Raw genomic sequence first — 12,322 nt, forward strand, 5'->3', positions numbered from 1 at the left:
ATATTAAAATAAACCATTTACTATGTTCCTTAGAGAATACAAAACAGGCTTTCGCAATGGTTGGTGGGGCGAATTCACTGACCAGTTTATGGCCTTTGGCCTTTGCTCTTTTAAAATCCATAGAAAAAGAGAGAACAGTCTACTGTTCTCTTAACGTCAACTATGCAGTTGTATTCAGATAGTGCTTCCAAAAAACCCCTGACGAGCGTATTGGATATCTCACCTTCTTCTGTCTAAGGAGAGTGGCCACTGTTTTGAAATAGCACATAACGATTATTCGGAAAGCCTGTAGGCCAAAACATATTGCTGTTTTTATTCACACTTACTGAATAATTATGTGTTTTAGATCTGTATATTTATCATTAGCTGCCGATGAGGTCTTCCCCCAATAAAAGGAAAAAGAGGCCTGAAAAGGGATTCCCTTTCAAGCCTCCTCTTCAATTTTTACTTAAAGATTAATACCTTACCAACAGTACCGTCAGCACTTTGGCCTGTTACACGGAATTTCAATCCGTAGTTAGGAAAGTTACGTCCAGCATCAACCAGACCTGGGTTGCTCCAGTCAGCGCTGTCATCAAATAATGGATTTGTTTTGTATAGTTGTCTTTCATGGTAAAACCAAGCAACTCACTGTAATCCAAGAACATTTTCTCAGACTTATTCAAGCTGAAAGCGGCATCGTGCACCTGATAGCGGGAAGAAGCTACAGTCCCGTCACTCCAGTAATTCGTATGCTGGTCCGCATCAACGACACCAACAAAACCGTCTCCTTAAATTGTAAATCCCGCTTTTACAAAAATGCACTCAATGTCAGCACCATATCGAAATGATACATAGACACCTTTGGCAGGATTACATAGACAAGGTTGAACATCTGAGGCACACTGATTTGAATAAAACACTTTACGCGCAGCTCAAAGAAACAATTTACGTTTGCTGCCATGAATCTTAAGAAATTGGCAGACTTGACATGGCGAGAACCATGTCAAGTCTAATAATGAATGATCCTCACTTAAAAATTAACAAACCCCACTCCAACATTTTGGTTGGATTAGGATTTGTCTACGGTCTGGACAGCCCTAATTTAAGGGCTGTTCTTTCATTAAAATATTTTTTTCTGGAATTAAGCACTTACAACCTTTTTCTTTTTTATCTCTCTTAAAGTTATGACAATCCCATTAACTACATTTATCCCTAGTGTTATAATGACTAGCGCGATCGGTATATTCATAAACGTATTTATGTCAGGATAAATATTCTTATGTTGATCATAGAAGCTCTTAAATTCCATTAGAAGGAATAGCTCCGGTATCACCATGACTGCAGTGCCTACTGTACTAATAAAAAATGCTTTTCTTCCATATCGGAGATAGAGAAAAAGACAAATAAAATATAAGAAAAAAGTAACGGCTATAAATGGCGCTATTTCTCCGCCACTCATAGGAACTCCTCTTTTTAGCATCTCTGTACAGAAAAAATAAATGGAGATAAAACATAATAAATATAGAATATTGATGCTTCCACTTACTATATTGCCTATCAAGGAAGGTTTTCTTCTTTTTTGGTTGGTTTGCTTTTCCTCTTTTTTATTTCAGGATTAATAGAATACAAAAAAGTAAAGTCCAGACCGCAATTTTCACACTGGGCTTCATTCTTACTCTGTTTTGCCCCACAATCCAGGCAATAATTAATTTCTATGTTGTTCACTTCCTTTTACAGTTTATACATACTCTTAGCTAGCGCTGCATCAAGTGCGTCAATTCTATTATCATGGTTTAAATCGTATTGAAAAGATGTTGGCCCATGGCTAACCTCGTATTGATCCATTATCATATTTGAATTAAGATCTGTCTGAGTTTCATCCATTCTTAGGTCATTATTCAGATCTGTATCAAATTGATCCATGATCATATCATGATCTAAATCATTAAGGGAGTATGTACCATGTTCTGCAAATTCATAGGCTCTAAGGTCACTTGCATCTACCTGCATGTCATGATTCAAATCTAATGTATCAAATGGGTCGAAATCAATTGGCATTGGAAACTCTCCTTTATAAGTGTTTGTCCAGAAAGTTCAGGACTCGTTTTCCTGTCTTTTTAAATTTCTCTTGCTGCTGTACTTTCACATGGCCCCAGCTTTGTTCAATTCGTTCTTCTATTTTGGGTGTATGAGTTAATTGAAAAGATTCTAAATGTCCTCTTAAAGTAATTTCACTGAGTTCCTGTCTCTCTTCAGGGGTTTCCGCATGTGACCTTAAAATTTGTTTCACAAGAGCTCCAGCTGGTTGGAAGCCCATCTTTCTTGAAATGTTCAAAGCACGCAGCCTCATTTTTTCCGTTCCTGCCTGATGGTAGCATTCAGAAAGATAATAAAAGTACTCCGCACGGAATGCAGTTGATTTTTCGACTCTTATAGCTGCATTGATGTATTGAACACTTCTTTTAAGCATTCTTTCTTTGCTATCAGGTGAGTTTGTATATGCCGCAGAATACATGGTAGCCTTACCGAGAAGAGCCATATCTTTTCCTGTTAAGAAGTGTTTATTCTTTTTCTTTTTTACCAGTAATGCCATCATCATTCCTAGGCATTTCTTTGTATCAAACTTTTCATACTCGTCATCCGCTTTATTCAAGCCCATAGAAATCCCTTTTCCTGCTACAAAACCAACAGGATTGATAACAGCTCTGCCTACACTGACCTTGCCGTTCATCTTTTTGTACATCATTAAAGATTCATAGTAAAAGAGCCAGTTAATCGGTTCATTAGGACATTTAACTAATTCTTTTTGTACATGTCCAAGACCCGCAGCCCCCTGAGTAGCATCTCCTAAAGCAGAGATGACCGGCAAAGAAGAAACTTCTTCTTTTACTTTACGTGAAATCTCTCCAAGCTTCTTTTGCTCATCCTTACTTAGAAAACTGTCTAAAAAAACTGGCATAACATTTTTCCTCCTACATAGTTCAACATAATCCGGGTGGTGACTGTCACTACGTTTATTCGATTTTTTCTATAGTGATTTCGCTGATCCAGCATTCTTCTCCAGTTTCTCCATGAATTAGTTTGTACCAGACGCCGCCTGTGTCGGCAGTGATGGTTTCATAATATGGGATCTCCTGGCCTTCATCTGCTTTATAAACTAAATTACTCTCCTGATCTGGCGGTACTTCCGGAGTGGAACGGATATTGGCTTGTGGTGATGTTACCCTCACATACCCTATCGGGGAGTTGGATGACCGGTCTTCACTGTCGTTCACTTGATTCACATCCTTCGATCCGCTCAAGAAGTTCCAATCTTTTATTTTACCTATTTGAGCAGGAAAACCTTTTATGCCTTTTTCATAATTTGACCACCCGCTTTCCGTCTGTGCTTTTAGATCCTGGCCAAATAGATAGATTGGTAAGAGGACTGTTAACACAGTTACTAATACGGAGATTCCCTTGATAACTTTGCTGCTTCTATCACTCATACCGATTTCACTCCTTCTATGAAACTTTCAAGTCTTTATCTGCTTCACTCAGCACCCATAATACCGGTTTGTCAACACTGGTATACTCTGTTCCTTTTATTGCAGAACTGGCAAAGAAACGGTAATTGGTGAACTTATCTTCAATTTTCCTCAGGAAGTTGTTCATCCCTGCTTGCCCCAACATCTGACAGCATAACTGGTGAATGCCCTCCTCTACGGTTTTAATAGTAGAATCTTTTTCCATTAATTCCATAGCTGCTCTTTCTCCAATTTGATCGGACAAATTATAAGCGTCCACTTTATTGATGACGAATGCAATTGGCTTTGAAATTTTTTGATGTGGCTTGATTCCATACTGTTCATTGAAATAAATCATTAGCCTGTCGAGCGTTTCCTCAAGCGGTGCATGACTGGGATTGACGCTGGCGTAATAATCAGGATGAATTTCATACTGCTTAGCAAGCTCTTCTATTGAAAAAGGGTCTATCATAAATACATTTCCATGATAGTTCTCATAGTAGTTATGGCCCTGAAGGCTGCTAATATCGCTGAAAGTCTCCCCTGCAGGATCATAGAAATAAATCATTTTATCCGTTGTCCATTTTTTATTTGAAATGAAAAAGTTAAAAGCACTTATTTGGCCGTTTACTGTTTTTGAAGGGAGACTCCCTCTTAACATATTCCCAGATACTGATTCAAAGCCAATTCTGTCAGTATCACTCAAAAAACTTACTCCCCATTGGTTCTTGGGGGCGACTTCCTCCATAATCCCTCTTGTAGCCGCTACCATAAAACATGTTTTTCCTACAGAAGGACCCCCGATAATCGGGATTGATATCGGTGTGGACTCCCTGCTGTTTTGGTTGGATTGGCATTTTGGACATTCAGCCTTTAGTTTGGCCCTTCCATTAAAGAAAGCCGCAGGGATTTTATAAAGTGTACCCTTTGTAAAGGACATTTTAAAAAAGCCTAAGCTACTTTTAAAAGATGATCTCTGTATTGTACAGGGGTCATCTTTTTTCGATTCCATTGGTATCTATGGTGGTTATAGTAATTCATGTATTGCTTGATTTCCTTTTGTACATCCTCTAATGTCAGACAGGTTTTAATAGAGGTTTCATCTTTCAGGTGGCCAAAGAACGATTCAATGGGAGCGTTGTCCCAACAGTTTCCCCTTCGGGACATTGATTGGCGGATTCCAAGTTTTTTAACCATTTTCTGAAATTGGGGATGGGTATAGTGAACCCCTTGATCTGAATGGATGAGTGAGTCTTTATGTTTTTTAAACCTTTTGTTTTTCTTTAGTTTTTTGATGGTATCTGTGGCTAATTCCATAGTCATTCTGTCAGACACATGGTAAGCAAGAGCTTCACCACTGGAACCATCCAATATCATAGATAAATAAGCTCTTGAACTTTTTCCATAGCTCAAGTAGGTGATGTCTGTTAATAGCACTTTCCCGGGTTTACCCTGATTGAATTGGCGCTCCAGTAGGTTAGGGACCACTGAATGTTCCTGGGTGGCCTTCATTAGACGCCTATATGGATTCGCCCTCCGGAAGGGACAAACGATGTTATACTTCTTCATGATTCTTCGAATTCTTTTCAAGTTAAAGACAATCTTAAATTGACCCGCCAAAGTCATTTTGATTTGACGCGCCCCTTTCTTGCGATTCTTATGACGGAATGCTTTTAAGATGATTTCTTTCAGTTCCTCATCCCTTGCTTCCCGTTGTTTTCTACGCTCTTGGGACTCGGGAGAGTAGTATTTATAATAAGCACTTCTGGAAACTCCTGCGACCCCACAAAGGAATCTCACCATTTTTTTGAGCTTATATTTCTCTATTACGGAACGGATGAGAATGAACTTTTGACTTGGGGAGAGGACTACTTCTTTAGCCCCCTTTCCGCGAATCGAATCTTTTTTAGAAGTTCATTTTCCGCCTTAAGGAGGTTAATTTGAGCTTCTAGTCGAGCATTCTTATCCTCAAGGGATAACTCCCGTTCTCTAGGTCTCCCGGAATTGCCTTTCCTTGTGTCATTGAGCCCTAAAACTCCGTTTCTTTTATAAGCAGCACTCCATCTCTTACTAGCGGCATGAATACGTGCCATACCAATTATATCTGTATCAAATCCAGCCTCTTCAAAGATCTGTCTAGAGAATTTGCCTTTCTCTTTCTCAGCGATAAATTGGCGTTTAAATTCATCTGTGTAGGTAATTCCCTTAGCACTTACAGCTTTCACAAAAGGATTAATGGATAATTGTTTGATTTCTTTCTCTGTGAATGTTTTTTTACTCATGGTGTTTTCCCCGATTTCTACTAGTTGTCTATTTGTCATTATACAAAAAAATACCCTATAGGTAGACTTTTTTAAGTGTCTACTCTATAGGGTACATTTTATTATCGGATCAGTCCTTCTTTTATTTCTTCGCTTTTCTTTCTTCTTCTGACCGCTTGTTGTATTTAGGCAGTGCAAGCAGCTGGTATGCATTACAGGCCAGTAAGGCAAACAGCATCAAGAAGAGCCATTTACTTTCTTTTGCCTGAAGGACTGGAAGCCACTCCAACACCGTTACAACCACCATAAAGAAAATAGCTGAGACAAATGTATTTTGACCTGACTGTTTATTTTTCAAGTAGGCTACTATCAGCCCTGTCAGGACAATCAATAAGAATAAAATGATATACGAATACCTGATTTGGCCATTCACCGTAAAACCATCGAAACGGAAATAGACCAAGTCAAACAGAACGAAAAGGGTTATAACAATCTGGACCATTTTCCAATATGAACGGAACATGCCCAATCCAAATTGATGGATGGTCAAATAAGCGAAAAAGCCCATTTGGCTGATGACACTAAAAGTAAACCCTACTACAATCAGCCATAATAAAACAGATATGATCCTCCCCAGGTCAAAGTCCCTGAACCATGGTTCGAATTCATTCCATCTCAATATCAAGCCTGAAATACCTGTAACAATTCCACCTACCATGAGGGTGGAGAAAAATAAACGAATCCAATTCCGGATAGTCACTTAAGAAATGCCTCCATTACATTATTTTGCACTTCTTAGATTGTACCAAACGACCATTTAAAAAATCCACATCAACCTTTCCCACGGTATATTTTTTTTCGTTTAATCCATATTAAATGTAGGGATATTTTGAATTGAAAGGGGCTATAAGATGAAAAAATTATCCTTTCTGTTTTTATTACTGCCGCTCATTTTTCTTTCCGCCTGTGGCGGAGGCGGCGGAGAAGCAAGTGCCAGTCAGCCTGACTATGAAGAGACCAAAAAAATGGTCGTTGATATACTGAAAACGGACGATGGCAAGAAAGCCATCCAGGATATTATGTCCGACGAAAAAATGAAACAGCAGCTCATCATGGATGAAGGGGTCGTGAAAGAAACCATCATGACCACCCTCACTTCTGATAAAGGCAGCGAGTTTTGGAAGAAATCCTTCGAAGACCCTAAGTTTGCTGAAGCTATGGCGAAGAGTATGAAAGGGGAAAACGAGAAGCTGTTGAAAGATCTGATGAAAGATCCTGAATATCAGGGGATGTTCATTGAAATCTTGAAAGATCCGGAAATTCAGAAGGAAATTGGAGAGACTCTCAAAAGCAAAGAGTACAGGGAGCATCTCCAGCAAGTCATGACCGAAACCTTTGAAAGCCCGCTATTCAAAGCCAAGATCCAAGATCTCTTGATCAAAGCAGCAGGTGAAATGCAAGGCCAGGGCGGAGAAGAAGGCGGCCAGGAAGGCGGTGGAGGTGAATCCGGCGGGGGCGAAGGAGGATCTGACGATTCCGGCGGCGGTGAAGAGAATTCTTAAAAGAACTCCAAAATGAAAACAAGCGGTGAGTCTACAAAACCGCTTGTTTTTTATATAAAACGCTGTTTTCGTATATATTGTTGCTCTCGGAAAGGTCCAAAGTGCCGGATTTTCCCCTTGGAGACAAGGGCTTTTTTCTCTGAACCAGGTGAATTAGCTCTTTTCTTCTTGTTTACAGCTATTTCTGGTTAATTAAGTAAGTATTTTATATAGTTTTAATTAATTAGCAATAAAGTTTACGAAAAGAGCCGTATAAAAAAGCACAAGGACAAAGCTAAAATGTACCCTATAGAGTAGACACTTAAAAAAAAGTCTACCTATAGGGTACTTTTTTGTATAATGACAAATAGACAACTAGTAGAAATCGGGGAAAACATCATGAGTAAAAAAACATTCACAGAGAAAGAAATAAAAAAATTATCTATTAATCCTTATGTGAAAGCTGTAAGCGCTAAAGGAATTACCTACACAGATGAATTTAAACGCTTATTTATCGCTGAGAAAGAGAAAGGTAAGTTCTCTAGACTGATCTTTGAAGAGGCCGGATTTAATACAGATATAATCGGTATGGCTCGTATTCATTCCGCAAGTAAAAGATGGAGCGCAGCTTATAAAAAGAACGGGGTTTTGGGGCTCAATGACACAAGGAAAGGCCATTCCGGGAGACCTATAGAACGAGAGTTGTCCCTTGAGGATAAGAATGCTCGACTAGAAGCACAAATCAACCTGCTTAAGGCCGAAAATGAACTTCTAAAAAAGATTCGATTTGCGGAAAGGGGGCTAAAGAAGTAGTCCTCTCTCCAAGTCAAAAGTTCATTCTCATTCGTTCTGTCATAGAGAAATATAAGCTCAAAAAAATGGTGAGATACCTTTGCGGGGTCGCAGGAGTTTCCAGAAGTGCCTATTATAAATACTACTCTCGCGAGTCACAAGAGCGTAGAAAACAATGGGAAGCAAAAGATGAAGAAATGAAAGAAATCATCTTAAAAGCATTTCGTTATAAGAATCGAAAGAAAGGGGCACGTCAAATCAAAATGACTTTGGCGGGTCAGTTTAAGATTGTCTATAACTTGAAAAGAATACGAAGAATTATGAAGAAGTATAATATCGTTTGCCCCTTCCGAAGGGCAAACCCATATAGGCGTCTAATGAAGGCAACCCAAGAACATTCAGTGGTCCCTAACCTACTGGAGCGCCAATTCAATCAGGGCAAACCAGGGAAAGTCCTATTAACCGACATCACTTACTTGAACTATGGCAAGAATTCCAGAGCTTATTTGTCTGTGATATTGGATGGTTCCAGCGGTGAAGCTCTTGCTTACCATGTATCAGAGAGAATGACTATGGAATTAGCAACAGATACCCTCCAAAAATTAAAGAAAAACAGAAGATTTAAGAAACATAAAGATTCGCTCATTCATTCTGATCAAGGGGTTCACTATACTCATCCTCAATTTCAGAAAAGGGTTAAAAATCTTGGATTCCGCCAATCAATGTCCCGAAGGGGAAACTGTTGGGACAACGCTCCGATTGAATCGTTCTTTGGCCACCTGAAAGATGAAACCTCTATTAAAACCTGTCTGACATTAGAGGATGTACAAAAGGAAATCAAGCAATACATGAATTACTATAACCACCATAGATACCAATGGAATCGAAAAAAGATGACCCCTGTACAATACAGAGATCATCTTTTAAAAGTAGCTTAGGCTTTTTTTAAATGTCCTTTACAAAGGGTACACTTTAAAGCCTCGCGCTTTTTTCTTTTTTATGACAATAAATCAATCACTTTGTGTGCTATATCTCCGTAAACCTTACCAATGCGGTGCTCTTCATCATATACCGATGGCGCGAAGTCGTCTTCATTCCAATCTGGCTGCTGAAGCGGGAGCTGGCCGAGAAGGTTGGTTCTTAATTCTTCAGCAAGCTTTTCTCCTCCGCCCCTTCCGAAGACATATTCTCTTTCTCCAGTAGTTTTGCTCTCGAAATAAGACATGTTTTCAACAACACCCAGAATTTCATGGTCGGTGCTTAAGGCCATTGCTCCTGCACGGGCAGCAACAAATGCAGCAGTTGGGTGAGGAGTCGTCACAATGATTTCTTTACATTGTGGAAGCATCGTGTGAATATCAAGGGCAACATCACCTGTTCCCGGTGGCAGGTCAAGAAGCAGGTAGTCGAGGTCTCCCCACTCTACTTCGCCGAAGAAGTTATTCAGCATTTTCCCAAGCATTGGCCCTCTCCAAATGACCGGCGCATTGTCTTCAACAAAGAAGCCCATGGAGATGACCTTTACGCCAAACCTTTCAACAGGAATGATCTTTTCCCCTCTGACAACGGGTCTATTCACAATCCCCATCATATCCGGGACACTGAAACCATATATATCGGCATCCACCAGTCCTACTTTTTTACCTGCGCGTGCCAAAGATACGGCAAGGTTAACGGATACTGTTGACTTACCAACTCCGCCTTTTCCGCTGGCAATGGCAATGAACGTAGTTTTGCTTCCCGGGGAAAGAAGATTGCCGGACTCCCCGCCTTCAGGTTGTGAACCTCTGTGCTTCTCCAATTCTTCCGGTGAGAGATCAGCAAAACGGATACCAACAGTTTCCGCTCCATTTTCTTTTAATACCTTCACAATTTCCTGCTGCATCTTCATCTGCTCGGCTGTTCCTGTTTTTGCTATCGCTACCTTGACACTGACATGGTTTTTCTCTTCTTTTATACTCACTTCAAGAAGACCATTTGTTTCTTCCAGTGTTTTATGTAAGAAAGGATCTTTCATTTTATATAATAAATCTCTTACTTGTTGTTCTGTTAACATGCTTACACCTTCCTTTATCTTGAATTCGTTTTCATCCTATTCCAGTATAACATATTCCGATTGTATTGAATTGTCTAACAGCTTATTGAAACATAAAAAAACTGAGAGGTTTATTCCTCTTCAGTTTTCTCATCATAGTATTTCAAAACACCCTCGTAAATCGAAGCTGCCACTTTTTGCTGATACTTTTCTGTCATCAGATTGGCCTTTTCCCCCGGATTGGACAAGAAGCCGATCTCTACAAGCGCCCCGGGTTTATTAATATGCTTGACCAGGTAAACATTTTGAATTCCTTTTGCCTCGCGCTTTGTGTTTTCAAGATTTCTGATCAGCTCTGATTGAATGGATTTGGCCACTTCTTTATTTTCCTTGTATTTAGGATTGTAAAAGGTTTGTGCCCCACTCCATCTGCTTGAAGGAATTGCGTTTAAATGAATACTGAGATACAGATCGGCATCTGATGAGTTAATCAACTCCAGCCGTTTTTTAAGATCTTCCGTTTTCCTTCTGCTGTATCCCTTCATTCCTTCAGGGGCCAGGTCCCGGTCATCTTCTCTCGTCATGATCACAAGCGCTCCCTGTTCTTGAAAGTAGTCACGGAGCATCACGGAAACGTTCAGTGCAATATCCTTTTCCTGAACTTCATTATCTCCCGCTCCGCCGTCAGGACCTCCATGACCAGGATCAATATAAATAATCTTGCCCGATAAAGGAAGATTCCAGGATTCCCATGTATCCGTATCGAGCAGTTTGTACTGGAAAATCAAGAATAGAATGATGACAATCCCGGCAAATCCAATCATCTTCAATTTATTGTTCATTCGAAGTTCCCTCCCCCATCTCTATAAAAAATATGGGACAAGGACTGATTTTAGAACTGCCGGAATAAAATTAGTGCATTCTGAGTTTGTACCGCTTTATACCATTTTGATACCCTTCACTCCACCAAGTTTCTACGAAATGTTCGCAGCTGTAGTAAAAGGATTCATCCACTGTATTGGAGACCCCTATCTCTGACCAATATAGCCAGAAGTTATATAACGTATCTATATAATGTTTCATTTCGGGTTCACAACGGTTTTGCACATCTTCCAATGTTTCGCCGCTATAGCCGAACTTGCTCAACTTCCCGCCAAGCAAATAAGCTTCAATGGCTACATCAAAGCATGCTTCATCAAAGCCTTGCTGCATGAAGACACCGCCCTGGATCTTAATCTGACCGAAATGCTTCCGGACACTTTCCTGGAGCATCTTAATCGAAATTTCACGCAGCAGCTTTCTCTCATGCTGAATCTGCTTCTCTCGTCTCTTTGAATTGAATGAAGTAATAACGTTCAAAGCTATTCCCTCCCTTTGAACGTATTTTTTGCTTAAAGTTGTACTTCATTCGAGCAATGGTTTCCAATTCTGGCTGGCTTGGCTTATGACAGCCATGCCCCGAGATTTGTCGAATGATTTTTTGGTGAGTTTATGCCTATGGATTTGTTGTGTGGGAGTTTAGCATTGGATGGAGATGAATGTTTTCGAGTGGAGCCATGGCCATTTTGGGCCGGGTGACTGGTTTGTGTGTACCCTGAAGTCTTGGGGACTGGCGTTATTTTGCGAGGATTGGCGATTTGATGTACCTCCTCGCTGCTCGAACGACTGACATCTTTTTTCGTTTTTGACGGTTTGATGAACCTCGCTACACCATACCAAAATACTCCCCTGGTAACAGGGGGCCGCTAAAATAAATACAAAAAACCCCAGCCGGATAATCCAGCTGGGATCGAACGATAATAGAATTAACGTTTTGAGAACTGAGGTGCACGACGAGCGCCTTTAAGACCGTATTTTTTACGTTCTTTCATACGAGCGTCACGAGTCAGTAATCCTGCGCGCTTAAGAGTTCCACGGTACTCAGGATCTGCTTGAAGCAATGCACGAGCGATACCGTGACGGATTGCACCAGCTTGACCAGTGTATCCACCACCGTTAACGTTTACTAAAACATCGTAGTTGCCTACAGTTTCAGTAGCTACTAGAGGCTGTTTGATAACCTCACGTAGTGCTTCGAATGGGATGTAGTTTTCTACTTCACGATCATTAATAACAATTTTGCCGTTACCTGGTACTAAACGTACACGAGCTACTGAGCTCTTACGACGACCAGTTCCGTAATATTGAACTTGTGCCAAGATAATA

General features: G+C 40.2%; 15 protein-coding genes and 1 pseudogene. 3 read left to right on the forward strand and 13 right to left on the reverse strand.

Annotated features, from left to right (window positions below):
• The coding region (locus BSG1_RS21440) for a hypothetical protein (RefSeq protein ID WP_044023074.1) at nucleotides 1-182 on the forward strand (182 nt) is incomplete at its 5' end.
• A gap of 262 nt (nucleotides 183-444) precedes the next feature.
• Here BSG1_RS21440 and BSG1_RS21810 read toward each other — a convergent pair.
• From BSG1_RS21810 to BSG1_RS16875, 9 genes and pseudogenes are all read right to left on the reverse strand, one after another.
• Nucleotides 445-546: a hypothetical protein gene (locus BSG1_RS21810; protein WP_442852164.1), complete on the reverse strand. Its 102-nt coding sequence runs from the start codon at nucleotides 544-546 to the stop codon at nucleotides 445-447.
• Nucleotides 507-710, reverse strand: a pseudogene (locus tag BSG1_RS21815) (hypothetical protein); the annotation flags it as partial. The pseudogene BSG1_RS21815 and the gene BSG1_RS21810, both read right to left, overlap by 40 nt.
• A gap of 413 nt (nucleotides 711-1,123) precedes the next feature.
• The gene (locus tag BSG1_RS16840; RefSeq protein ID WP_044023076.1) at nucleotides 1,124-1,441 is read right to left on the reverse strand and encodes a hypothetical protein; all 318 of its coding nucleotides are present in this window, start codon (nucleotides 1,439-1,441) and stop codon (nucleotides 1,124-1,126) included.
• Between the two features lie 272 nt (nucleotides 1,442-1,713).
• Nucleotides 1,714-2,040, reverse strand: a complete 327-nt coding sequence (locus BSG1_RS16845; protein ID WP_006838382.1) for a hypothetical protein — start codon at nucleotides 2,038-2,040, stop codon at nucleotides 1,714-1,716.
• A gap of 13 nt (nucleotides 2,041-2,053) precedes the next feature.
• Nucleotides 2,054-2,941: a hypothetical protein gene (locus BSG1_RS16850; protein WP_006838383.1), complete on the reverse strand. Its 888-nt coding sequence runs from the start codon at nucleotides 2,939-2,941 to the stop codon at nucleotides 2,054-2,056.
• A 55-nt stretch (nucleotides 2,942-2,996) separates the two neighbouring features.
• Complete coding sequence (locus BSG1_RS16855) at nucleotides 2,997-3,470, reverse strand: hypothetical protein (protein ID WP_006838384.1); 474 nt, start codon at nucleotides 3,468-3,470, stop codon at nucleotides 2,997-2,999.
• Nucleotides 3,471-3,486: 16 nt separating this feature from the next.
• Nucleotides 3,487-4,428, reverse strand: coding sequence for a TRAFAC clade GTPase domain-containing protein (locus BSG1_RS16860; RefSeq protein ID WP_006838385.1), 942 nt, complete (start codon nucleotides 4,426-4,428; stop codon nucleotides 3,487-3,489).
• Between the two features lie 11 nt (nucleotides 4,429-4,439).
• Nucleotides 4,440-5,809 (reverse strand): IS3-like element ISBsp2 family transposase gene (locus tag BSG1_RS20555; protein WP_156791420.1). Its coding sequence is split into 2 segments (ribosomal slippage): nucleotides 4,440-5,398 and nucleotides 5,398-5,809, totalling 1,371 coding nucleotides; the frame shifts between segments, so codons are not numbered across the junction.
• Between the two features lie 82 nt (nucleotides 5,810-5,891).
• Nucleotides 5,892-6,509, reverse strand: a complete 618-nt coding sequence (locus BSG1_RS16875) for a KinB-signaling pathway activation protein (RefSeq protein WP_044023077.1) — start codon at nucleotides 6,507-6,509, stop codon at nucleotides 5,892-5,894.
• Between the two features lie 151 nt (nucleotides 6,510-6,660).
• Between BSG1_RS16875 and gerD the strand changes: the two genes are divergently transcribed.
• Together gerD and BSG1_RS20560 are read left to right on the forward strand one after the other, a co-directional pair.
• Entirely contained in the window at nucleotides 6,661-7,311 is a 651-nt protein-coding gene (gene gerD / locus BSG1_RS16880; RefSeq protein ID WP_006838387.1) for a spore germination lipoprotein GerD, read from the forward strand.
• 339 nt (nucleotides 7,312-7,650) lie between these two features.
• A protein-coding gene (locus BSG1_RS20560; RefSeq protein ID WP_156791518.1) for an IS3 family transposase occupies nucleotides 7,651-9,020 on the forward strand; the annotation gives its coding sequence in 2 pieces (ribosomal slippage) (nucleotides 7,651-8,062 and nucleotides 8,062-9,020; 1,371 coding nt in all).
• 59 nt (nucleotides 9,021-9,079) lie between these two features.
• Here the strand turns inward: BSG1_RS20560 and BSG1_RS16895 are convergent.
• The 4 genes from BSG1_RS16895 to rpsI form a co-directional block, all read right to left on the reverse strand.
• Nucleotides 9,080-10,138, reverse strand: coding sequence for an Mrp/NBP35 family ATP-binding protein (locus BSG1_RS16895; protein ID WP_006838390.1), 1,059 nt, complete (start codon nucleotides 10,136-10,138; stop codon nucleotides 9,080-9,082).
• A gap of 110 nt (nucleotides 10,139-10,248) precedes the next feature.
• Complete coding sequence (cwlD, locus tag BSG1_RS16900) at nucleotides 10,249-10,959, reverse strand: N-acetylmuramoyl-L-alanine amidase CwlD (protein ID WP_006838391.1); 711 nt, start codon at nucleotides 10,957-10,959, stop codon at nucleotides 10,249-10,251.
• A gap of 70 nt (nucleotides 10,960-11,029) precedes the next feature.
• A complete protein-coding gene (locus BSG1_RS16905; protein WP_006838392.1) occupies nucleotides 11,030-11,476 on the reverse strand; it encodes a DUF2521 family protein in 447 nt (148 codons plus the stop codon).
• Between the two features lie 446 nt (nucleotides 11,477-11,922).
• A complete protein-coding gene (rpsI, locus tag BSG1_RS16910) occupies nucleotides 11,923-12,315 on the reverse strand; it encodes a 30S ribosomal protein S9 (protein ID WP_006838393.1) in 393 nt (130 codons plus the stop codon).
• Between the last annotated feature and the right edge of the window lie 7 nt (nucleotides 12,316-12,322).

Source organism: Bacillus sp. SG-1, assembly GCF_000181495.1.
In the GTDB taxonomy this organism is placed as follows: Bacteria; Bacillota; Bacilli; order Bacillales; family Bacillaceae_B; genus Rossellomorea.

Bases quoted from the DNA above. Each gene is read 5' to 3' on its own strand.
- BSG1_RS16840 (WP_044023076.1), bottom strand. From the start codon at position 1,441: ATGAGTGGCGGAGAAATAGCGCCATTTATAGCCGTTACTTTTTTCTTA.
- BSG1_RS16845 (WP_006838382.1), bottom strand. From the start codon at position 2,040: ATGCCAATTGATTTCGACCCATTTGATACATTAGATTTGAATCATGAC.
- BSG1_RS16850 (WP_006838383.1), bottom strand. From the start codon at position 2,941: ATGCCAGTTTTTTTAGACAGTTTTCTAAGTAAGGATGAGCAAAAGAAG.
- BSG1_RS16855 (WP_006838384.1), bottom strand. From the start codon at position 3,470: ATGAGTGATAGAAGCAGCAAAGTTATCAAGGGAATCTCCGTATTAGTA.
- BSG1_RS16860 (WP_006838385.1), bottom strand. From the start codon at position 4,428: ATGTCCTTTACAAAGGGTACACTTTATAAAATCCCTGCGGCTTTCTTT.
- gerD (WP_006838387.1), top strand. From the start codon at position 6,661: ATGAAAAAATTATCCTTTCTGTTTTTATTACTGCCGCTCATTTTTCTT.
- BSG1_RS16895 (WP_006838390.1), bottom strand. From the start codon at position 10,138: ATGTTAACAGAACAACAAGTAAGAGATTTATTATATAAAATGAAAGAT.
- cwlD (WP_006838391.1), bottom strand. From the start codon at position 10,959: ATGAACAATAAATTGAAGATGATTGGATTTGCCGGGATTGTCATCATT.